This window comes from Pseudoalteromonas sp. NBT06-2 (assembly GCF_002276045.1).
In the GTDB taxonomy this organism is placed as follows: Bacteria; Pseudomonadota; Gammaproteobacteria; order Enterobacterales; family Alteromonadaceae; genus Pseudoalteromonas.
In genome coordinates this window covers 1-22,098 of sequence record NZ_NQMR01000138.1, presented here as the reverse complement: position 1 = coordinate 22,098, position 22,098 = coordinate 1, and the positions used below count along the sequence as shown (strand labels likewise).

Genomic DNA, 22,098 nt, shown 5'->3' with positions numbered 1-22,098 from the left:
AGTGCACCTACCAACGGTGTTGTGGATGATAATTTAAACACCTTTACTTTTACTTTAAATCCTAAATATTCCGAATTGAACTTGTATCAATACTCAATTAACTCAGGTACTAACTGGCAACAAGTCAGTGCAAATCCAATTACTTTAACCGATGCTGACTACGTAATTGGCCAAATACAAGTACGGGTAACTGAAAATTTAACTCCTGGTAATAATAATGCAGGGGAAATACTAACTAATAATGTTGCATATACTAAAGGTTTAACTGCCGGACCAAGTGCACCTAGCTCTTTAGAGCTAAAGGATAACAACGGTCTTTCCTGGGATATAGTTTCTGATTATTCTGAACCGAAATTTTATGAGTATACCAATGATAAAGGAGTTACATGGCAACAAGCTGTAAGTAATCCGCAACATATAGGCCACTTAGCATATAATAAAGAAGATGTAGGGATTAGAGTCAAAGAAAAAGCCAATGGCAAATCTAATGCTGCCGGCGACATTTTATGGGCATCAAGTAATTCTGACTCTAGTTATCAATTTGAAATCTATCCGTATACTTGGAGAGACCAAAATGGAGATATTGAATCATTAAAATTATCTGGAGATTGGGATAAGACAGAAACAAGCTGTTTAATCGATCATAATGCCATTTTACCGACATTCTGGGTTTCAATTAGCAGTGTTTCAAGCTCGAATATTGATGAAGAAATCACAAATCAATTAATTAAAAAATCGTGTACTATCACAGATTGGAAACTAATTGACTTAGATGAATTAGTTACTTTATCAAAATCTGAAGTTAAATCAGAGCTTGCTGATTTTAGTTACTCTTATAATAAATTTATAACTAAAAACAATAGTAGTGAAGTGGTGTTTGTTCAAGAGGGTGAAAAATTACCTACAGTTCATAGTTATTACAGTGGCGTTATGCTGTTGAAATGGCAATACCCTGGCGCAACAGCTGCTTTAAGTACCATAACTTCACTGGTTAGTGCAATACAAACTCAAAACTCTGATGGTGAGTCTGGTTACAACTTAGCAAAAACACCAGCTGATACTCTAATCACTAGTTATCAAAATGCAACCAGTATTAGTGAATATCTATTAATCAATAATGATATTACGACAAGCCAAACCAGTTTAAAAACTGGCATTGACGTTATTAATCCACAAAAAGCAGTAAACGATGAATCTCTTAAACATGCACTATTTCTTGCAAAGTTAATCAAATCAGATCCGTTGGCAAACGAGAACCAAAAGCAGATTGCAACAAATTCAATAACTGACACCACAATCGCTATTGAAATTCAAAACCATAGAATTTCAAATTTAACTGATTTACAAGTTCAGTTAACTAACATTACTTCGATTTTATTAAATATAAACTCAATTATAACGGCACAAAGTGAACTTAATCAATTAACAACTAGCTTAACGAATTTTGCTACTAGCTACCCAGCTTTATTAACAGCGTTAACATCAGCTCAAGTTGGCAGTGAACAGCATCAACAAGCTAAGTTATTATTAGATGAATGGCACCAATTAATGGAAAAATATTTATTAGCTACTGATAAGCTAAACGCTTATCAAAGTTTGTTAGATATGCTCCCAGCTGGTTTTCATGCTGATGCACTTGCTGAGCTTACACTGATACATGATAACTTAATATCAGCGCAAACGCCTTTTACTTTGAACCAGTTATCAGCTGATTATCAAGCAGCCAAGCAAGCTTTTGAAGATGCATATCAGTCGGGTTATAAAATAAGCCTTGATAACGCTAAAATTGGAACTCATTTTGCGAAGTTAGATATAGCAGGTCATTACATTGAGGCCAATGCAAGCTTTAATCAAGGATGGCGCTGTGTCATAGATTTAAGATATCAAGATAGGAAAAGAGTGTGGGCATTATTAAATAAAGGCACTATTGATAGTATTGATAACGTTGCTTATGCAGGCGGTAGTAATAAAAACCTGACCGAGTCAGATGGTTTATTAGCACAATATAACAGTGATTTAATATGTGGTTTAAAAGACTGGAATACACCGACAATCAATTTATTAGAATCACTTGCAACCACAAATAATAGCCAAGGAGAACTGTCTATAGACCCTAGTGTATTCCCAAACCATCAGGGGAATATTATAGATAATTATTATTACTGGAGTGATCAAGTAGCGTCAAACAGTAAACACTATACTTACCAATATAACAGCCTAAAGAGCTCATATTCTAAACGCTCTACCGCTGATATCGGCGAAGATAATTATATTACAATTGCCCGCTTATTCAATCAGAAAAAGCAGCTGCTATTAGATGCAGATGGTAATGAAACCAGTGATTGGGATACTGCATTTTGTGTAAAAGATAGCTCAGGGTTAATTTGGCAACTACCTAAAAACGACGATGTGAACATACGTTACAATACGGTGGCAAAACTTACCGGAGTTGCTGATGATGGCGGTGAAGAAACCGATAACATTCCAAAGTTATTAAATACTGCGGTATCGCCACTATGTGGTAAAACTAATTGGCAATTACCTACTTTAGCCCAATTGACCCAGTTATATTTTTATCCACTTGATAAAACTTATTTTCAATACTGGAATATCGACAGTTCTGACAATAATGATATAAATAACTATTTAAGTCGTGATATTAATTCAGATAAAAACGTTTGTTTAGAGCTTGATGGAGACAGTACTTATTGTGCTAGAAAAAACTACAATGGCGCACCACAATATAAGTATTTATATATGATGGTAAGTGAACCAACAAAAGCAACTCCTGATGCACCAACTAATGGTGTTGTTGTAGATACGGCTGATAATAATAGTTTTGCTTGGAATAACGTAACAGGCTTTACGAGCTATTCGGATTACGAATACAGTATTAATGCTGGTACTAACTGGAAAGATGCTACAGCAAATCCACAAAACTTGGCTGACTTAAATTTAGCAACTGGTGATGTACAAGTACGTGTAACAGCTAAACCATTAGAATATTTACCGGCTGGTAAAATTTTACAATCAGAGCAGGCCTATACATCATTAATCAATTGTACTGGGTATTTTTATAATCAAGTTTGTTATTCATTAGTTACTGAGCAAAAAAACCATGACTCGGCAACTAGCCACTGTACAGCAGAAGGTTCTGAGCTAATTTCTAAAGATGCAACTGTTGATTTTAACCTTATGGCTGCTGCTTTATCACTACAAAGCGGTACGAATTATTGGCTAAAAGAAACTGATTACTGGAGTTATGGATATTCGCTGAGGGATAGTTCTGGTTGGAAACCAGATAATGCATTAAAACATCCTAGTACAAATCAATCATTTATTTGTAAAAAGTAAAACCATTTCGCAATCATTGGATATAATTGCTACTTAAAAGATATTTTTTAGCAGACTATTCAAGAAATAAAGCTAAAAAACCGTTCATTTGAACGGTTTTTTTAACTTCACACTAGATTAAATATTAAAATAACCAATGATAATACAAACCCAAATGGTCACCTTTTACTGTAAATTGCGCTTTTGATTTACCTGTTTGATCTAACATATCAATGTCATAATCTATTTTAACAGCTCTAAGTTCAATTAAACCTGGAAAATTTTCAAACTGATAATTAAAAGATGCAGCAAAACCTAACGGGTTATTAAAATCAGCGGTCAATACAGATGATGTATCTGGTGTTTTAGGCGTAATATTACCACTACTTTTCACATTAAAGTGCTGAGTGAGGCCTAAGCCTAATTTAATTTGCTGATTTAGCTGATAATAAGGCAATACTTCAAACGCAAAGCGGGTAAATTTAGCATCTGGATTTTGTACTTGATCCCAATGATAACTGGCATTTAGCTGAATATTAAATTGATGTGACATTTTAAAATTAACACCTGAACCAATAACGGCAAATCCACCCGCCTTTAACGTTTCATCATAGTTTGTAGTATTATTTTGACCCTCTTGATCCGACTGTACTTGAGATTGGCCGCCAAAGCCAATTGCATCCCCGCCATTTGTAATACCTGCAAATACAGAAAATTGAGGGGAAAAGGTATTTTGTTGATTCACAGGAGCCGCTATTGCATTTCCAGCAATTAAAAATATGGCTATTCCTAATGTGTTTGAATGTGTGTTCATTTTTAAATCCTAAAAGTGTTTTTTAAAGTGCTGACGCCAATATTTGAGTATCTCTGTGTATATTTAGCGCTCTATCAATAAATAGTGCGGTAACTTGATTCTGACTGATGTGTATTAGCTGTGGTGCTACGGACAATGCGGTACTGTAAATACCACTCTTTAATACGCTATTACTGATCACAGAAACAGATAACACATCGGGGGTTGTTACTGGCGAAATAATATGGGAGCCGATATATGAACCACACAAAAATTGACGTTCATAATGGCCTGATGTGGCTAATGCTTGATTATTTAAAGCGAGACTGGCACATATTTTTGTAGCATCAACTGGGTTTTTTAGTGCGATTCTAAAATTGCTGCCATCGGCTTTATTACCCCAAGTAATAATATCTCCGCCAAAGTTAATTAATCCCGCTTTAACGCCTATGCGACGGCATAACAACATAGCTTGATCAACTGCATACTCTTTCACCACCCCACCTAAATCAAACTGGGTATTAGGGTGGCTAAAAGTTAAAACCCTTTGCGATAAAGACCAAGCTTCAAGCCCAATTGCATTATGGTTTTGCGCATATAATTGTTTTAAATCAAGCGTTTTATTAATTTTTGCAGCCTGCTTAAGTGTGCCAACTGTTATATCAAAAATACCTTTGGTAGTTTGTGATAACGCTCTTACCTGCTCCAATATTTGAGCTGTTTGGACGTCAATTAATACTTGAGATAAATCTCGGTTATTAATATGACTATTTAGCCAAGAGTCAGCCGCATAAAAGTTATATTTTTTTTCAAGCGCCAGAGTTTGCTGTTTTACTTTTTCAGCAGCTACCAGAAGTTTTTTTTCATCGCCCACTAGCAATAACTGGCAACTAACAGTCATTGCTTTAAATTCAAAATTTAACTGTGAGCGATTTTTACAAAAGTTAGAAGTGATAATTAATGCCTAATACTGCCCAAGTTGCAGCAAATTCATTACTTTGTTCATATCTATTTGCAGATAAATCTATTTGCCAATGTTTCGTTAATTTATAATTAAGAGTTAAAGCTAGCGTTGTCGCATTAAAATCACCCAACCTAACATCATTACTGGCAAAGCCTGTAGCGGCAAAGCTCACAACTGGTTTATCTGTTTTATTATCATTTGGATTTAAATAAAATGTTGCAGCACTTTGTTGGTAATACGTAAACTCAGGTTTAATAAATAACCCTTTGGTTACTTCAAAGTTAAGTGAACTGGCAAACGTATGAGAAGTAATCTCCCAATCATCTGAATAATATCTGTAACTGGCTTGCCCAGTAAACCAATGCCAAGGCTGATAGGCTAGGCTCATTTTTGTACCTGCACCACTGCGTACATCTGGACGGCTGTCTGCTGCTAGAAAGTATTCATCATCTTCTATTGAGTTACTATTATCCACATCAATTTGGCGTAAAACAGTTAGGTAATGATTACTTAAATATCCACTATCTCTATTAGCAAATAATTTAATATCGAATGTAGATTTTGGTGAAATAACTTGAGTAAATCCAGCTTCGAAGTTAAAGCTATTAACTGATTCTTCAGTTCGCGTTTGATAGCCACTGCCAAATACTAATGTTTTATCATCTAAATATGCCAAACCTATATTTAGTGAACGGTTTTTAAATTTATCAAGATATAATAAATATGAGGCTGAAACACTATTACTTTCATAATCGTTTTCTTTTGAATGTGACAAACCATATGTCCATTCATTGCGATATCTATCTCTTACTGTGAGTGCACCAGTTAATGATTTTCTGCTATCAATCAGATCTACACGTCGAATATGATATCGACTAACATCGTAGCTATAACCCAATAAGGTTTGATTTGTTAAAGCTTGGCCAGCTTCAAGCCCTGGAGAATTTGCACCAGGATCTATTTGCCAGGCTGGAGAGGCTCCTGTAACACTATCATAGCCCAATGATAAATCTAGACTGTAATCTACACCTAAATCTAACTTTAAACCAAGTGATGTATCACCCACATTAATACGTTGATCATCTTCTTTATAATCCATGTAATGCAGTGATAAAACCTGCTCACTTTGAGCCAAACCAGACGCTAATACTGAGCAACCTACAATACCTAAATTAATATTTTTCTTCATTACTAAACTCATTACTTACAACCACACCCGCCGCCAGCGACACCATTACCACCTAAAGTGGCTTCTTTTGAAATAAATACTTTATTAGCAAATTTACCTAATACAGGAGCAATGCCACCCGCAGCCATCGCTGGTTCTGCTAAAGTTGATTTTTGCCACGGTTTTACTGATTTATTTCCCAATAAAGAATCAACCCAACCAAATCCTTGATTAAACCATTGCCCTAATGGACTGACACTCTCAGGAGTCTCTGCATTTAGATCGCTAACAGAAATAAGATCACCTGTTAGTTCAGGTGTAATTAAAGGTGTAAAAATTGAAGGTTCAGGCAGAGCTGAAGGTGTTTCACTTTTATTTTTAACCACTTTTTTTACAATGCGGTTTACTGGTTTTTTTTCTTCCATTAACTGAGCTTTATTACGCCCTTTAGTAATATATCGCTTAACCACTTTTTTACTTGTTGTAATTTTATTAGTTTGCACTGTATTTGTATCTTTTTGACCAGCTACCACTAATGTACTGTTACTTATACAGAAAATCGTAGTACAAAAGGAAACCGCACTTATTAAGTAAGTTTGCTTCATGATTATTTTAATCCTAATTGCTTTAAGTCATTTCGAATAACTTGACCTATATGTGGAATAGCGCCAAAACGAATTCCTAACACTTTATTGTTTTTTATATAATACAAAGCAGGCATACCAATAGGTTCAAATTCCCCTATTACCTGTTGACTTTGATCATCTACAACATTAAAACTTAAATTAATTTCTTTTAAAAAAGCAGCTGCAACATCAGCTTCTTCATCAACTTGAACACCGATAAAATCCACTTTATCACCTATTGGCTGACTGGCCAGTTGTTGAGATAACGCATCAACTTCAGGTAATTCAATTCGACATGACACACACCAGGAAGCAAAGAAATCAACCAGTGTTATTTTATTCGGGTCTAAATTCAGCTTTTTACTCAATTGTGGAGAAAGCGTATCACCACGCTGTAACGCATTTGCATAAGCGCTGGTTATTAACAGTATTATGATTAGCCAAATATTTTTTTTCATGAGTTGTACCTTAACGTATGAGGTGTAATTTTTGATTATTTTCATCTATGCCAGCTTGAGATAACATCAAGTCAAGTAGTTCACTAAATTCACTTAAAGGAGACATTTTATCTGCGCCAATACAACGTTGAATATTTGAACCACTAGCGAACTCGCCATATTCAATGCCATATATTTCAATACCTTCATCTCTGATGTTGTCGCATATCCCTTGATCTATCATGTTTTTAAATTCATATACATAAACCCCACCATCTTTACCATCGCCAAAAATTAAAATTGCTTTATGGGCATCTTCACGAAATTCAGTTTCACTATTCCATTCGCCAGCCCATTGATGAGATAACATACGGGCCCCCATAATAATGCTGTGATAATAAATGGTGATCCCTGAATTAGAAGGTTCTTCATGTTCATTGATTCGCTGTATCACTTTTGAAAAGTCTTCTGTAAGAGGAAGTGACGCAATATCAGGACAGCCCTCTTCTAGCCATTTTGTATCATAAGGTCGCGGTGTGGTACTGATATAGAGTAAGTCTTGATAATGTGTAAATACATCATCAACGGTGTCTTCATCACTGCGAATGTAACTGTAACTACCAGTATTAATGTCATATTGACCCTGCCTAAAAGAGATAGCATCAATGCACTGTAATCGGTTATGTGACTCAGGTAACCAATCAGCATTTTCGATAGAAACATAATTACTAAAGGGCACTAAGGATAACCTGACATTACCTATACCAAAGCGTTGCTCCAATGTATCGATAACATCAGATAATATGGTTTTTAAATCACCTATTGAACCTTTTTGTGAACCTGATAAATCAATCACTAATGCTATATCAAATTTTTGTGAACTTGCGGTGGCTGCTGCGCCTTGATTAGCTACTTTTATTACATTGCTATTATCCGTTGGTACTAATATATGAGGCGTATCAAGTCTCGCTTTTACACGATAGCCATTTACTTCTTTCGAAATACTAATATCGGTTACATCAGACAGACCACTATATTGATTGATAAAAGCAGTCGCAGCACTTAAGTTTTCAGACTCATTATCTAAATTACGTTTTGATATATACATGGCAGCAGCTTCACTGGCATCCCCTAAGTGTGTTTGTGCTCCTAAAGTATTAGATAAAGTAACGGCTATACCACCTATTAATAGTAAGACAGGGATCACAATTAATGATGCTATTAAACTCATACCTTGTTGGCTTTTAAGTGATATACCCACAGTGCTATTAACTCGCATAACTTACCTCTGTACCGTAAGTGAGCGCGTATATAACTTGGTAAAGTCACCAGCCCCGCTAAATTGAGAAAACAGACTAAACCCTATTAATGGCTGGCATAATTCAACGACAAAAATTGTTGGCTCCTTAAATAAGTTAGCTGAAGTGATTGTTGGCAAATTTTGATTTATAGTAGAGGAAGATTGCCATTGACACTGTGCGCTACCATCACTGAAACTGCTTTGTAATGCAGGTTCTACATTACGCACAAGGGAGTGAACATTAATGGCAATGTTCTCATCATTTAGCTGGTTACGTGCGATTCGAGCAAGCTCTGTAACTTGTTGCTGATCTAACTGCTTTATTTTTTGCGTATTCATATCTAGGTAATACTGTTGTCTATGACTTATCATAGTCGCTAAGCTATAACTCAAGCGATCAAGCTGACCTTGCTGCTGAAAGTAGCGGCTTAAATCAAAACTCAATAAGATCACCAAAATAACTATTGGCAATACAAAAATAAATTCAATCGCAACAATACCTTTTTGATATTTTATCTGTGACTTTTGATTAAACTTCATATTTCACCAATATTTCAGTATCAAAATTTAATGTTTTAAGCCATGGGCTTAATGTCGAAAAATCATACTCAACACGATATAAGGCCATAGGAGCAACTAAGCCTGAACGATCAGCATAACCACTTTGCATTGCTAGCTCTGTAGGACTATCAAAAAAATCTTCTTTTACTACTTTCACCAAGTTTGCGTCTAATAATGATGCATTATTTCGATTCATTACTGCTTTAATTTTTGCTTGATATCCTCCAGATTTAATTGGTGATAATTTTATTTCTCTGGCTGCTTCTGCTAGTACATGATTTAAACTAGCTCGTATAATTAACCCTCTAGCTAATTCAATTCCACTAAATACGATAAATAAAAATAAAGGTAATATGATAGCTGTTTCAATAACGATACTGCCTTGTTGCTTATTTGTAATCATCAATCATTACCTTGTATTACTGATTGAGATTGATTATTTTGACTAAAGTGAAAGTACTGAATGTTCTGTTCAATCTGCTGTTTATTAAAATCTGTAGCTAAGATTTTACGAGCGTATTTTTGATTACCATTTAATGTCAGTGCCATGGCTAAATTATTGCGAATTTTAGCCGTACTAGCTTGCTGCTGATATATAGGTAATAATAATTTAATCGCTTGTTTGTAATGCTTTTGCAAAATATGATTAAGTGCCAAATTGTTTTTATATTCGATATTCCCAGGCTTCAATGCCTGAGCCTGCATTAAATATTTATGTGCACTTTCATATTGCTGTAACCAACTATTCGCTACACCAATGCCATTTAAACTAATAGTATCTAAAGATGACGATTGAAGTGCATGACTAAACGCTTCTATTGCAGCTTTATATTGTTGCTGATCTAAATAATTTAAACCTAAAGATCGATTCGTAGCTAAGTGCTTCGGATCTATAGATTTTGCTTGCAAAAGGTAATGAATTGCCAATTCAGATTGCATTAGTGCACGGTAGGCTTTTGATATTGAAACCAATAAAGTAACTTTTTCTGTTGGCTTTAATAGTTTTTCTTTTGAATCTTCCGTTAGTAACTTTTGATATATGCTAATCGCACTGCGCATATCGCCACTTTGTAACGCAATATCAGCTAATGTAGTATCAGATAATTCATGCTTTATTTTATCTGGTGGTGATTGGCAACCAGAATTTATAACTATTGATAAGAATATAATGACTTTTAATGTCTTTTTTGAGAACTGAAACATTATTATTGAATCCCTTTTAATGCATCTACTAGCATAGATATTTGTGGTGCAAGAATGATCACCAGTAATGGCATAAACACTAATATCAACATCGGTAAGGTGATCCTTGATGATAGTTTTCCGATATGTTCTTCTACAGTCAATTTCTTCAATTCCCGCATTTCACTTGATAAATTACGTAAATTTTTAGCTAGTGGAGAACCAAACTTCTCGGCTTGCTGCAATACAGTTACTAATGCGGTTATTTCAGAAATTTGGTTGCGTTGCGCTAAATCATTTAAAGCAACCTGACGATCTGGGTTTACTTTTATGGTATCTAAAGTAATTTTCCATTGAAGAGATAATTCAGGATATACATCGATTAACTGTTCACTAACCATCGTTAATCCACGTTCTAATGTGGCACCAGATTCAAGACAAATAACCAATAACTCAAGACTATCAGGCAAAGCTTTAATAATGGCTATTTTTTGTTTTTTACGGCGATAAACTAAATAATATTCAAAAATAATATTTGCCAGAAATGCGAATATGCCGCATAACCACATTGCTTTTGTATCAAGTTTGTCGTGATATAAAAACAGTGAATATGTTGTTATAAATACACAAATAGCAACTATCAGCTTGCTCATTAAAAAATAACGAATAGCATGAATATGGTAAAAACCAGCCGCTTGTAAAGCATTATTCAGTTTAGAAGCCTCTTTACTTAACCAATTGTTTTTATGTGCTTTTTCAAATAAAACATGATGCTGATCGTTTTCTTTAATTAAATTATTTTTAGTATATTGACTAAGCCTTCTCTGTTGAGTTTGATGTTCTTCTCCTTTACGAGATAACAACAATGCACACACTGAACCACCAATCAATAATGTTAAATTCAACCACCACAATGGATCACTCCATAAGATACTTAACTCATTGTTACTTATCATTTTGTACATTCCGTTAATGCGTTATTTTGGTCATTTTATTGATCACCAATAAACCAGTGACTATGCTCAGTGCAGCGTAGATAGATACCCACTGTCCCGCTGATTGATATAAAAGATAATCAAAAATATGTGGGGCCTGAAACCAAAATAATAATAAGAATAATGGGGGTAATGCAGCTATGATCTTAGCTGAAGTACGCGGTTCAGCGGTCATAGATAATAACTTTTTCTGTAACGCTGTTCGCTCATGTAAGTTTGCCATTAATTGATGAAGAACAAAGGTTAATTGACCACCTGAGTTTTGATTTAACAATAAAGTAACCGTAAAAAATTTAAAACTAGGTAATCCAACTCGTAACGATGCATCAGCTAAAGCATCTTCAAGCGTGATACCAATAGCTAATTGATCTGTGATGCGTTGAAACTCTTGCGCAACTGGTCCTGCAATATCCTCAGTTACATGAGCCATTGCTGCTGGAACTGCAACTCCAGCACTCACTGCGCGGCTTATTGTCGCGATTGCTTGCGGAAAACTTTCTTCAAAGACAATTCGCTGATTTTTGATTAAACGCTTTAGAGCTAAATAACTTCCTATGATATAACTCGTTATCACAGCAAATATCTGCCACACGAGTATTAACTGTTCTGTCATATAATAAAGCGGAAAAAAAAACACCAAGGCAACTACCAAAAACTTAATTAAAGATTTTTTGCTGGCTACAGCTAAAAGTTTCTGCTGATAGGAATACAATAAAAATTGCCAACCTGACTTATGTTTTTTCAAGTCAAACAATTGCATTTTCTCGGTTTTATTATCAGTTACAACTCCAGAAATTAAATAACGCGTTAACCTTTCATCTATTTTATTCTGTTGTTTAGCTAACTTAATTAAGACTGCGGTTAAAAAACATAATAGCAATAATAACAATACAAACAGTGCTAACATTATGCCTCCAACAGCTGTAAAACCGACTGTTCTAAACCAAAGTATCTAATTTTTTCAAGGCTATGAGGTTGAACTTTATGATTAATAAATTCACCTGCAAACTGCCCTGAATTATTTTCAGAATGTGTTTGATACGAAAATAAATCTTGTACTACAAGTACTTCGCCTTCCAGACCGACAACTTCACTAATACTTGTAATACGACGTTTACCATCACGCATTCTGCTTACATGAATTATGATATCTATCGCTGAGTTTATTTGTCTTTTTAATGCTAATGACGGCATATTAACTTGCCCCATCAATAACATATTCTCTAATCGGACTAATGCATCACGAGCAGTATTCGCATGTAAAGTAGACATAGAACCATCATGGCCAGTATTCATAGCTTGCATCATTTCAAATGCTTCTTCACCACGAACCTCACCTACAATAATACGATCAGGACGCATTCTCAGAGCATTTTTTAATAAATCGCGTAAAGTTACCTCACTACTACCTTCAATACTTTTTGGCCTACTTTCTAACGTAACAACATGCTCTTGTTGTAGCCTTAATTCAGCCGCATCCTCTATAGTAACGATTCTTTCTTGTTGATCTATTTGATGTGACAATGCATTTAATAAAGTTGTTTTACCTGCCCCTGTACCACCAGAAACTAATAAATTTAAACGACAATGACTTGCTATCTTTAAAAATGTAGCCATTTCATCAGACATAGTGCCACGCTGAGATAAGTGATCTAATTGTAAACTTACTTTCGAAAATTTTCGGACCGAAATACTAGTACCAGAAAGACTTAGCGGTGGAATGACAATATTAACTCGGCTACCATCACTTAATCTTGCATCAACCATAGGAGTTGTTTCGTCTATACGTCGGCCTATTGCTGATGCAATTCTTCTTGCTACATGTAATAAGTGATTTTCATCTCTAAATTTGAAACTACTTAAACTGAGCTTGCCATCTCTTTCGATATAAACCTGTTTATAACCATTTATTAAAATATCATTAATTGTTGGGTCATCAAGTAATGTTTGTAGCGGTCCCAAACCTAACATATCTGCCAATAATAGCTGGGCTACATGCTGCTGAGCTTGATAAGTTAATGGCAACCTTTGCTGGTTTGCAATTGTGGTTACAGCTTCAAGAATGTGCTGTGCTAGCTCATTTTTACCTAATTGTGTTGCAACACTCGGATCTATGCTATTAAATATTTGCTCTCTGATGACGTTGTAAGAGTTATCATCTATATCTAATTCAAGCTTAGCTCTCTCATCATTACTGATATCTTTTAATATTGTTGATTGTTCTAATACTTTACGACCAAACATGTTTATCCTCGGTTCTGAATATTAGAAGTCTTTTTCTTAGCAATAAAAGGTAATCGACTTAAGCTGGCTAGAAATGCACTTTGTGAAGACTTTGTAATACCTAAAATATCATCACTGAGCGACAATAAACTTCGACCAACAGCATGCTTACGACTTAATATTGATTGCCCTAACTCAGCTGATTTAAGCATAACTTTTGGCGCATGCGGTAAAATATAATCAAATTTTTTCCCTAAACTCGTTTCCATTTGCACTTGAGTTAACATGATATCTTTAGGGGCGTGAATATGATTTAACACCAACAAAGTACGCTGACCATATTGACGTTCGCCTATTTGTGATAATAAAGCTTTACATTGACGAATACTGGCCATGGTAGGAGCACAAAGAATAAGCTGAATATCAGCTGTTGCTAACGTATCGGATATACCTTGCTGACTTAATAAACTACTAGGTAAGTCCCATATCAAATAATTATATTCTTGGATTAAGGCTGAACGTAATTTTTGATAATTTTCAGCTTTAAACTGACTTCTTTGCCCAAAAGATTTCAATAAATACAATCGTTCATCAATTGGTTGGCAGGCGCGCTCAATAAAAATTTTATCGATTGTATTTTGCTCACTAAGCAAATTCATCAAACCAAAGCCAGCCGTTGAATCAAGCAATAAATCCACATCACCACCGTAGCAGTCCATATCGGTAATAAGCGTTTGTGCGCCATGCTTTGATAGTGCTCGGCCTAAATTAGCAACCAATGTAGATACACCAACACCCCCAGCACATCCCGTAATGGCAATTTGCTTAGCACTACGTGTTTTTGTGTATTTAATTTGGCCACTGGCTCTACCTATTGCATGCACCAATTGTGTTTGATTGAGTGGTTTACATAAGTAATCATCTACGCCCATTTCTTTAAAATCACGGTAAAGATCTAGGCTACTATCCGTGCCTATAACAATTACTCTTGTACCTGGCTCACACACTGTTGCTAATGTAGTAATAGCTTCTAAAGGCTTAACTTCACTCTGAATATCTACAATTAAAATGCGTGGAGAAGCATGGGACCGTAAATATAAAATAGCGCCCTGCACTCCAGAATTAAATATTTTTGGATTTTGAGCTGCATTAAATTCAGAAAATACTTTGTTAAGTAATAAATCACTGGCTTTATCACTTACAAAAGCCAGTAAATTACGACCTTCATTAATATCGTTTTTCGGCATCGCATGATTAAGGGTTTGATTGCTCATTTATAACCCCTTGGCAATATCAGATAACGACATTGTTTTTTCTTTTTGATTTCCTTTACGATAACGGACAACACTATTAACGCTCACATTTCCTTCTGCTGCAGAGAGTCCTACCCCCCTAATTAAATGAACAGGATCCGCAACTAAAGACGCTAAGTTACGGCTTGTCGCACACCCAAAATCAACTTCTACACTTTTAATACAAGTAGGTGCGACCGCCACAAAGTACTCACTCATTATTTCAATATCGTTAATGGCAATTTTATCAGAGGCTTTAAAGTTAAGTTTTGCCAGTGAAACCCCATTAGACTGCAATAAAACACTGAGTTCGTCACTGTGTTGTTCTAGTGTTTTTTGTGATGCCTTAACCAAAATACGTTGTTTATAAACATCACCTTGATCTAAAATAAAGTAACTCACTGCTTGGCTTTGTAACGCTGATAAGCCATTTACATTCACTTGCGGAATAGTCAGTTGGCTATTAATCATTTCTAGTGAAATTGCCTTTTGTGATATATCTGGCTGCGTTGTAGTGTATGTATCAAAACTAGTGCAAGCAGTTACAAAAATAGTGATAAATAAACTTAATATTAAAAATTTAGTCGACATTTAAACTCTCCTTAATAGTAGAAGCCATTGTCACCAAGTAGGCGAGGCTGATCTTCATCTATTTGTAGTGCAGGCATGTTTTCTTTTGATTGCCAAGATACATTAAATAAACGTTCTAAATCACTGTATGGCATGTAGTTTTCTGTAGGTAATGTGTAATTTTTATCTTTGGAAGGCTTTACAACATACGCCTCTGCGATAATCACTAATTCAGTTTCTTTACGCTCGAAACCTGTTGAACGAAATAATGCGCCAAGCACCGGAATATCACCTAAAAATGGAAATTTGTTCACAGTATTATTTTCATCTTGCATTAATAACCCTGCCAGCATAAAGCTCTCTCCGCTTGCAAGCTCAACTGTCGTTTCTGCACGATTTACTTTTATTCCTGGAATATTTAAGCCCGACAAAGAAAATCCAGATGCTACGTCTAAGCTACTCACTTCTGGTTGAATTTTAAGACTTATTCGCTGGTCGCTTAATACTGTTGGAGTAATATTAAGTAGTACACCATATTTTTTATATTCAACTAATATTTGACCATTTTGATTTTGACTAACAGGCAATGGATACTCTCCACCCGCTAAAAATGATGCTGTTTCACCAGATAGTGAAGTTAGATTTGGTTCGGCTAATAATTTAGCTGCACCTTCTTTCGCTAAGGCGTCTAACATAATTGAATGAGAATTAAGTTTTAGGCCAAATATTTTATTCATACTCCCAGCGATATCAACACCAACGATATCTTTCATCATGCCATTTAGATCTATAGACGATGTTTCATTTGTATGTTGAGCCCACGCCATATTTTTTACACCCAGCATATCATCACCTGGGTGTAACCCTAACTTAGTAGTTACACTACGCGACACTTCAGCAATTTTAACTCTGATATTTACTTGATTTGGTAAAGTCACTGATAATTGATTTATCGGTTCTAACATTTTTTGGTTATCAGTATTAACGACCAGATAACTCTTAGCCAATTCCATTACATTGGCAGCAATTAACGCAGTTGGAACTGTGCCTTTTAGTAATAATTGACCGTTGTTAGAAATTGCCTCAACTCGAGCTTGGGGATATAAAGTATTAATTTGGCTATTTAAGTCAACCGTATTATGTTGAACTTTAATTTTATCTTCAAAAATGACGTTACCTTTTGCATCAAGTGCATACAAATTTGTAATGCCGGGTTTCAAACCAAAAATAAAAATTTTATCGCTTGTTGGAATTTGGTAGTTTGCGATTTCTGGATTGGCAACAAAAATCGTTTTTGCCTTAGTTTTTAACTGAATTAAAGTTCCCTCACTTACTGTAATATCAACAGCAAAAATACTCTGAGAAAACCAAAAAAATGATAACAAAAATGCCTGATAATACTTGGCCATTTTAATTCTATTCCTTAAATTTATAATGAGAAACAACTTGATGCTTACCTTTAAGTAAAACCATATTGGCGCGATCCGTTTGTTTATTATATTGGGTCAACACATCTGAAAAAGTAGCTACAGTCTTATCTGAAAGGAGTTCATCACTATTGGTAATAGCATGAGCACTGCGCAACAATAGACTTAACTGGCCTAACTCTTGTGCTAATGCTAATTTTTCAGCTTCTAATACTGAAACCTCTAGCGTAACAGTGCTTTGTTCATTAAATTTTTCATTTTTAGATTCTGGCAATTCATTATCTATTGTTCTTTTAGGTTTTATATCTCGATCAACAGCCAATAACCTTACATTAGTCACAATTTGCCTTGCAGAACCACTTGACGCAACAACCCAATTATCTTGATCATCACGTTTTTCTAACTGATGGAAAAACATTACGTCAACAAAATCACCCGGATTAACTAAACCCGCAATTGCCGCTTTTGCATCAACCTTAATAGCGATAGCACGTTTATTTTTTTGAAGTACCCTAGTTAAATAATCACTTTGATTTGGCAGTACGAAATTATCCGAACGTAAAAATTCACCTTTTTTTAATGAAACTCTTGCGATACTTTCATTTAATTTATTAATATCAAAGTTTTCACGCTGAATAATACCCACCATATTATTTGCTGCTGCAACTGAAATTAAACTCCACGTTAAATGATTACTTGCAATTGATTGCCCTGCATTTATGTCGCTATTAATCGTTAATACTGAAACTTGTGATTTTACATTTTCAGATACTTGTTGATTTAAACTGGTATTTGAAAGTTGCCTATAGATACCAATTAAACCTATAAGTGTTACTGCAAAAGTTAAATAAATAATTTTTTTAGTTGATAACATCTAAAAACGATATTCCTATATCAATAAAAGTACGGCACTGGCTGAAATAGCAACACCATATGGCAATGTTGTTATTTTTTCCAGTGCGACTAATTTGGTGCTAGCTAATGTAATGATTTGGTTATATAAAAGAGCCAAAACAGCACAAGCCCCACCTAAAGTGGTAAACAAGATCAAAAAATAAACTAAGTATTCTTGCTCAAACCATATAGATAAAGCTGTTACTAATTTAATGTCACCGCCACCCAAAAAACCTAGCTTTTGAATTACGCAGCCAATAAATAAAACAACTAATACATAAAAAACTCGCATTAGAATAATTTTAATTTCACTATCTAAATGCTGAATAAACAAAGTTAAAAAACCTAATACCAATATTGAAAAACAAAGCCAATTAGGTAATTTTCGATAACGAATATCTGTGTAACAACTGATGCATAAAAGAAAGAGCAATAACCAAAAAGTTATGCTCATAAATAATTCAATCAATTTATTTTCGATTAATTTGTTATTAAAACTTATACAAGTATTAACTACCTGATGTTAAAGCTGTGATTTTAGTTTTAATCGATTCAAAAGTTTGCTCAATGATTGCGCTCAGTCCATCAGCACCGCCAAAAGAGGCAACTAATAAACCTACAATTATTGCAGCTAAAACAGCGTATTCAATTGAAGAAACACCTCTTTGGTCTTTCAAAAGTAGTTTTAAATATGCGTTATTTATTTTCATTGCATTTCCCTTGTCGATTTTACGAATGAGATTGATTAACATTTCGGTGAGGTATTTTACGTATTAACTCTATAAATGCAATAATATTTAGAATAATTTCTCAATTACTGGTACGAAAAGAGTGTACTGTATTTTTTTTACGCGCTTTTAGAAGGGGTAGTATTTACAATGATGTTGGTAACAAATAATTAGCCTTTCTATATCAAATAGCGATAACTTGGTTGGTTTAGAATCTGTAAATTAAATATACTAAATGTATTATTTTTCATATTCGCTAAGTCTGCTATTTTGACACCCTATCAAAAGCATTTTAAATTCACATTTTACTTTTAATTCTATTGGTAGCTTTTGCAGTTGCAGGCTCATCTGGCCAGAAATGCCTCGGATACCTGCCTTTCATTTCTTTTTGAATTTCCTTATAACTGCCTTGCCAAAAAGTAGCCAAATCTTGGGTTAGCTGTAGTGGGCGCTTAGCTGGAGATAACAGCTCCATTAATAGAGGTAGCTTTCCATGAGCAAGCATAGGTGTAGTCGCTAAACCAAAAACTTCTTGCATACGAACAGCAAGTTTAGCAGGCCCATCAAGTTGGTATTCTATGCGAACATTTGAGCCACTAGGAACTGACATTCGCAGTGGTAAAATATCATTTAAACTAGTTTGCATTTGCCAATCAAATACATTTTTTAAAGCTTCAAGGTAGTTAAACTTCTTTAACTGTTCTAACTTTTTAATATCAGATAGATAAGGTGCTAACCAAGTATCAAGCGAGTCTATTAACACTTGCATACTGATAGGTTTATATTGTTCAGGGAAAAATTTAGCGGCTAATGACATACGTATCAATAATTGTTTGGCATCTTTATTTTCAACAAATATTTTAAAACCTAGCTTTTTCACTAAAGCTAACCAGGCTTGTGTTCTTAAATTTTGATCTATGCCCGTATGAATTTGTTTTTCACTGACACTCATAAAACCTAGCATAGTGCGATTTTCATGAATAAAGCGCCCTGCTTTTTCATCAAATTCGCAGATTTCTATTTCATTAAATAAATGCGGTAATGCTTCTTCAATAAATACCATATCACAGGGAGTTGCACTGAATATTTTATTGCCTTTTAATCCGCCCATTTGTGCAATACAAATAAACTCATCTTCATGCCAGTAATCTTGCGATAAATCAGCACCTGCGCCATTGGCAAGTAAATAACCATTGCCTCGTTTTTTAGCAAGGCGATCTGGATATGCCAAAGCCAGTAATATACTTAAATAAGATGATTCCAATTCGTATACATACTTTAGCTTTAAACGTTTAAGCCAATAACTTAATTGCTTTTTAAATGCAGGATGTGGGTTTTGCATTTGGCTATGCAAGGCAATTGAGAGTTCATTACTACTTTTTACACGCGCTTCTAATAAAGCGGTTAAATATACAGCTAAAATAGTAATGCCTGGATATTGGTTTTCTAATGTTTGCGCTTTAACTAACATATGAGCTAAACGAATATCAGCGCCAAAAGATAATATCTTTTGGCCTATTATTGTTAACTTACCATTTTCATCAATTGCCTCAAGCATTAATAATAATGACTGTGCTTGTGCGACCTGCCCAATTAAAGGTTTATCTAACAAACACAGTTCATTTATATCTGCGCCCCAAAGCTTTGCTTCAAGAACAAAGTTGCTAATATCTGAGCTTAATATATCCGGTAAATCATGTTTATTACGGCGCTCAAAAGTTTGTTTTGAGCCTAATCTATATACGGTACCTGCTTCAATACGCCCAGCTCGCCCCGCCCTTTGCACAGCAGATGATTGCGATATATTATTGGTAATAAGCTCTGTGACACCGGTTTTTAAATTAAACTTAGCAGCACGTTTTTTACCGCTATCTATTACAATGCGAATACCTGCAATGGTTAAACTGGTTTCAGCGACATTAGTTGTTAAAACCACCTTACGTTTTCCGGATTGGGCTGGTTTTATTGCTTGCTGTTGCGTATTTTTATCTTGTTCGCCAAATAAACTCAATACGCTTGTATCAGCATCAAGCTCATTTAAATTACGCGCTACAAAGTTTATTTCTTTTTGCCCTGGTAAAAAGACTAAAACGCTTCCAGTTTGCTCAGCTAAAGCTTGTTTAATAATACGCGGGATCTGCTCTAACCAGCGGGTTTCATCTTTTAACCCAATATATACTTCATCTATAGGGTAACTGCGACCTTCACTGGTGATCACTGGGCATAGATGATCAAAAAACTCAAGTTTTTCAATGATATGTTCAGCATCTAAAGTTGCCGACATTAATAATATTTTTAAATCATCTCTAAGCGCTGACTGAGTTTCTAAAGCAAATGCTAATGCGGTATCTGCTGCAATTGAGCGTTCATGAAATTCATCAAATATAATTAAATCTACACCCGTTAATTCAGGATCATTTTGCAGCATACGTGTGAGCATACCCTCAGTGACGATTTCTAAACGGGTATCTTTGCTGACTTGCTTTTCTTGACGTATGCGTAAACCGATACTTTGGCCTACTTTTTCATTTTGGCATTGCGCCAAATAACCTGCGATATTACGCGCAGCTAAACGCCTAGGCTCTAGCATTATGATATGTTTAAAGTGGTTATCTCTAATAAGCTGTAACGGTAACCAAGTTGACTTACCCGCACCAGGGGGCGCTTGTAACAAAGCCATTGTATTATTATTTAAGGTTTCAACTAATGAGGGATAAATTTCTTCAACAGGTAACAAGGTTATTCAACACATAAAAATAGATTTAAAACATTGTAACCCATACATTACTGAGTTTTACATATTTTGAAACATTTCAACGATGAACTTTTTATAATTTATATGGCCTACTAATTCGATCTATTAGGAAAATAATAAATAAGGAACACAATTTTATGAGTAAATTAAAAACATTTTGGAAAAATAATAGACAGCTTGTTGTATTTATCGTTTTAATGTCAGTCTTTAGAAGTGCTGTAGCCGATTGGTATACAGTGCCGACAGGCTCTATGCAGCCAACCATAAAAGAAGGTGACCGTATTGTAGTAAACAAAATGGCTTATGACTTAAGAGTGCCTTTTAGTCAAATCTCTTTGATCAACATGGGTGAGCCAGAACGTGGTGAAATCGTTGTTTTTGAATCAGATGCTGCACAAAACCGTTTAATAAAACGTGTTATTGGACTACCTGGCGATAAAGTTAATTTAAAAAATGAGGTTTTATTTATTAATGGAGAACAACTTAATTACGCTGTAACAACCCAAAATAATAATGAACTATTTGCGAATGAAACAATAAACGGCTTAACCCATAAAATTCGTATCGAAAAAAATGGCAGTGACCAGTTTAGTAACTTTGCTACAACTATCGTGCCTGAAGATCATTATTTAGTGATGGGAGATAACCGTAGAAACAGTGCTGATTCAAGAGTTTATGGCTTTGTTCCAAGAAGTGAACTTAAAGGAAAAGCGACAACAGTTGCCTTTTCACTAAATTATGATGACTACTATATTCCGCGTTCAAATAGGTTTTTAACAGATCTTTATTCTGAATAATTTTCAACCGCTAGTTAAAGCTTTGTTTTCACATCGAGTAGGGTGAGGCTTTT

Annotated in this window: 21 protein-coding genes; 2 read left to right on the top strand and 19 right to left on the bottom strand. The window is 34.8% G+C overall.

Translation table 11 applies throughout. The features are described from left to right. Positions 1-3,354: DUF1566 domain-containing protein (locus CJF42_RS20670; RefSeq protein ID WP_141235608.1), on the top strand; the 3,354-nt coding region annotated here is incomplete at its 5' end. Positions 3,355-3,478: 124 nt separating this feature from the next. Here the strand turns inward: CJF42_RS20670 and CJF42_RS20665 are convergent. The 19 genes from CJF42_RS20665 to hrpB form a co-directional block, all read right to left on the bottom strand. After that, positions 3,479-4,147 carry a hypothetical protein gene (locus CJF42_RS20665; RefSeq protein WP_095368487.1) on the bottom strand — a complete coding sequence of 223 codons (669 nt, stop codon included), beginning with the start codon at positions 4,145-4,147 and terminating at the stop codon, positions 3,479-3,481. A gap of 22 nt (positions 4,148-4,169) precedes the next feature. Continuing rightward, positions 4,170-5,027 (bottom strand): FAD:protein FMN transferase, encoded by an 858-nt coding sequence (locus tag CJF42_RS20660; protein WP_095368486.1) that lies wholly within the window; start codon positions 5,025-5,027, stop codon positions 4,170-4,172. A 43-nt stretch (positions 5,028-5,070) separates the two neighbouring features. Next, positions 5,071-6,279: a DUF3570 domain-containing protein gene (locus CJF42_RS20655; RefSeq protein ID WP_170940690.1), complete on the bottom strand. Its 1,209-nt coding sequence runs from the start codon at positions 6,277-6,279 to the stop codon at positions 5,071-5,073. A gap of 11 nt (positions 6,280-6,290) precedes the next feature. Further along, positions 6,291-6,863, bottom strand: a complete 573-nt coding sequence (locus tag CJF42_RS20650) for a DUF4266 domain-containing protein (protein WP_095368484.1) — start codon at positions 6,861-6,863, stop codon at positions 6,291-6,293. A 2-nt stretch (positions 6,864-6,865) separates the two neighbouring features. Beyond that, positions 6,866-7,342, bottom strand: a complete 477-nt coding sequence (locus CJF42_RS20645; protein WP_095368483.1) for a TlpA family protein disulfide reductase — start codon at positions 7,340-7,342, stop codon at positions 6,866-6,868. Positions 7,343-7,352: 10 nt separating this feature from the next. Beyond that, entirely contained in the window at positions 7,353-8,600 is a 1,248-nt protein-coding gene (locus CJF42_RS20640; protein ID WP_095368482.1) for a pilus assembly protein, read from the bottom strand. Between the two features lie 3 nt (positions 8,601-8,603). Then, positions 8,604-9,161, bottom strand: coding sequence for a tight adherence pilus pseudopilin TadF (tadF, locus tag CJF42_RS20635; protein ID WP_095368481.1), 558 nt, complete (start codon positions 9,159-9,161; stop codon positions 8,604-8,606). Next, complete coding sequence (locus tag CJF42_RS20630; protein WP_095368480.1) at positions 9,151-9,585, bottom strand: TadE/TadG family type IV pilus assembly protein; 435 nt, start codon at positions 9,583-9,585, stop codon at positions 9,151-9,153. The genes tadF and CJF42_RS20630 overlap by 11 nt, the downstream gene beginning before the upstream one ends. Next, the gene (locus CJF42_RS20625) at positions 9,585-10,385 is read right to left on the bottom strand and encodes a tetratricopeptide repeat protein (protein ID WP_095368479.1); all 801 of its coding nucleotides are present in this window, start codon (positions 10,383-10,385) and stop codon (positions 9,585-9,587) included. Before CJF42_RS20625 ends, CJF42_RS20630 begins: the two co-directional genes overlap by 1 nt. 2 nt (positions 10,386-10,387) lie before the next feature. Next, complete coding sequence (locus CJF42_RS20620) at positions 10,388-11,320, bottom strand: type II secretion system F family protein (protein ID WP_170940689.1); 933 nt, start codon at positions 11,318-11,320, stop codon at positions 10,388-10,390. A gap of 13 nt (positions 11,321-11,333) precedes the next feature. Next, positions 11,334-12,266, bottom strand: a complete 933-nt coding sequence (locus CJF42_RS20615; protein WP_095368477.1) for a type II secretion system F family protein — start codon at positions 12,264-12,266, stop codon at positions 11,334-11,336. Then, positions 12,266-13,603: a TadA family conjugal transfer-associated ATPase gene (locus CJF42_RS20610; protein ID WP_095368476.1), complete on the bottom strand. Its 1,338-nt coding sequence runs from the start codon at positions 13,601-13,603 to the stop codon at positions 12,266-12,268. Before CJF42_RS20610 ends, CJF42_RS20615 begins: the two co-directional genes overlap by 1 nt. Positions 13,604-13,605: 2 nt before the next feature. Further along, positions 13,606-14,856, bottom strand: a complete 1,251-nt coding sequence (locus tag CJF42_RS20605; RefSeq protein WP_095368475.1) for a CpaE/TadZ family protein — start codon at positions 14,854-14,856, stop codon at positions 13,606-13,608. Beyond that, positions 14,857-15,465 (bottom strand): CpaD family pilus assembly lipoprotein, encoded by a 609-nt coding sequence (locus tag CJF42_RS20600; RefSeq protein WP_095368474.1) that lies wholly within the window; start codon positions 15,463-15,465, stop codon positions 14,857-14,859. It lies immediately after the preceding gene. A gap of 11 nt (positions 15,466-15,476) precedes the next feature. After that, on the bottom strand, positions 15,477-16,853 hold the full coding sequence (locus tag CJF42_RS20595) for a type II and III secretion system protein family protein (protein ID WP_095368473.1): 1,377 nt from the start codon (positions 16,851-16,853) through the stop codon (positions 15,477-15,479). Positions 16,854-16,860: 7 nt separating this feature from the next. Beyond that, positions 16,861-17,745, bottom strand: coding sequence for a Flp pilus assembly protein CpaB (cpaB, locus tag CJF42_RS20590; protein ID WP_095368472.1), 885 nt, complete (start codon positions 17,743-17,745; stop codon positions 16,861-16,863). Positions 17,746-17,760: 15 nt separating this feature from the next. Then, positions 17,761-18,219 carry an A24 family peptidase gene (locus CJF42_RS20585; protein ID WP_095368471.1) on the bottom strand — a complete coding sequence of 153 codons (459 nt, stop codon included), beginning with the start codon at positions 18,217-18,219 and terminating at the stop codon, positions 17,761-17,763. Between the two features lie 55 nt (positions 18,220-18,274). Next, positions 18,275-18,475, bottom strand: coding sequence for a Flp family type IVb pilin (locus tag CJF42_RS20580; protein ID WP_095368470.1), 201 nt, complete (start codon positions 18,473-18,475; stop codon positions 18,275-18,277). A 316-nt stretch (positions 18,476-18,791) separates the two neighbouring features. Beyond that, positions 18,792-21,230: an ATP-dependent helicase HrpB gene (gene hrpB, locus CJF42_RS20575; protein WP_095368469.1), complete on the bottom strand. Its 2,439-nt coding sequence runs from the start codon at positions 21,228-21,230 to the stop codon at positions 18,792-18,794. A 155-nt stretch (positions 21,231-21,385) separates the two neighbouring features. Between hrpB and lepB the strand changes: the two genes are divergently transcribed. Beyond that, positions 21,386-22,045, top strand: a complete 660-nt coding sequence (gene lepB / locus CJF42_RS20570; protein ID WP_095368468.1) for a signal peptidase I — start codon at positions 21,386-21,388, stop codon at positions 22,043-22,045. Positions 22,046-22,098: the final 53 nt, after the last annotated feature.

What these genes read in the sequence shown, in the direction of transcription:
- CJF42_RS20605 (WP_095368475.1), bottom strand. Translation starts at nt 14,856, where the DNA reads ATGAGCAATCAAACCCTTAATCATGCGATGCCGAAAAACGATATTAAT.
- CJF42_RS20630 (WP_095368480.1), bottom strand. Translation starts at nt 9,585, where the DNA reads ATGATTACAAATAAGCAACAAGGCAGTATCGTTATTGAAACAGCTATC.
- CJF42_RS20640 (WP_095368482.1), bottom strand. Translation starts at nt 8,600, where the DNA reads ATGCGAGTTAATAGCACTGTGGGTATATCACTTAAAAGCCAACAAGGT.
- CJF42_RS20595 (WP_095368473.1), bottom strand. Translation starts at nt 16,853, where the DNA reads ATGGCCAAGTATTATCAGGCATTTTTGTTATCATTTTTTTGGTTTTCT.
- CJF42_RS20610 (WP_095368476.1), bottom strand. Translation starts at nt 13,603, where the DNA reads ATGTTTGGTCGTAAAGTATTAGAACAATCAACAATATTAAAAGATATC.
- CJF42_RS20600 (WP_095368474.1), bottom strand. Translation starts at nt 15,465, where the DNA reads ATGTCGACTAAATTTTTAATATTAAGTTTATTTATCACTATTTTTGTA.
- CJF42_RS20585 (WP_095368471.1), bottom strand. Translation starts at nt 18,219, where the DNA reads ATGAGCATAACTTTTTGGTTATTGCTCTTTCTTTTATGCATCAGTTGT.
- CJF42_RS20625 (WP_095368479.1), bottom strand. Translation starts at nt 10,385, where the DNA reads ATGTTTCAGTTCTCAAAAAAGACATTAAAAGTCATTATATTCTTATCA.
- CJF42_RS20650 (WP_095368484.1), bottom strand. Translation starts at nt 6,863, where the DNA reads ATGAAGCAAACTTACTTAATAAGTGCGGTTTCCTTTTGTACTACGATT.
- tadF (WP_095368481.1), bottom strand. Translation starts at nt 9,161, where the DNA reads ATGAAGTTTAATCAAAAGTCACAGATAAAATATCAAAAAGGTATTGTT.
- CJF42_RS20660 (WP_095368486.1), bottom strand. Translation starts at nt 5,027, where the DNA reads ATGACTGTTAGTTGCCAGTTATTGCTAGTGGGCGATGAAAAAAAACTT.
- lepB (WP_095368468.1), top strand. Translation starts at nt 21,386, where the DNA reads ATGAGTAAATTAAAAACATTTTGGAAAAATAATAGACAGCTTGTTGTA.
- CJF42_RS20665 (WP_095368487.1), bottom strand. Translation starts at nt 4,147, where the DNA reads ATGAACACACATTCAAACACATTAGGAATAGCCATATTTTTAATTGCT.
- CJF42_RS20645 (WP_095368483.1), bottom strand. Translation starts at nt 7,342, where the DNA reads ATGAAAAAAAATATTTGGCTAATCATAATACTGTTAATAACCAGCGCT.
- CJF42_RS20620 (WP_170940689.1), bottom strand. Translation starts at nt 11,320, where the DNA reads ATGATAAGTAACAATGAGTTAAGTATCTTATGGAGTGATCCATTGTGG.
- CJF42_RS20615 (WP_095368477.1), bottom strand. Translation starts at nt 12,266, where the DNA reads ATGTTAGCACTGTTTGTATTGTTATTATTGCTATTATGTTTTTTAACC.
- CJF42_RS20580 (WP_095368470.1), bottom strand. Translation starts at nt 18,475, where the DNA reads ATGAAAATAAATAACGCATATTTAAAACTACTTTTGAAAGACCAAAGA.
- CJF42_RS20655 (WP_170940690.1), bottom strand. Translation starts at nt 6,279, where the DNA reads ATGAAGAAAAATATTAATTTAGGTATTGTAGGTTGCTCAGTATTAGCG.
- cpaB (WP_095368472.1), bottom strand. Translation starts at nt 17,745, where the DNA reads ATGTTATCAACTAAAAAAATTATTTATTTAACTTTTGCAGTAACACTT.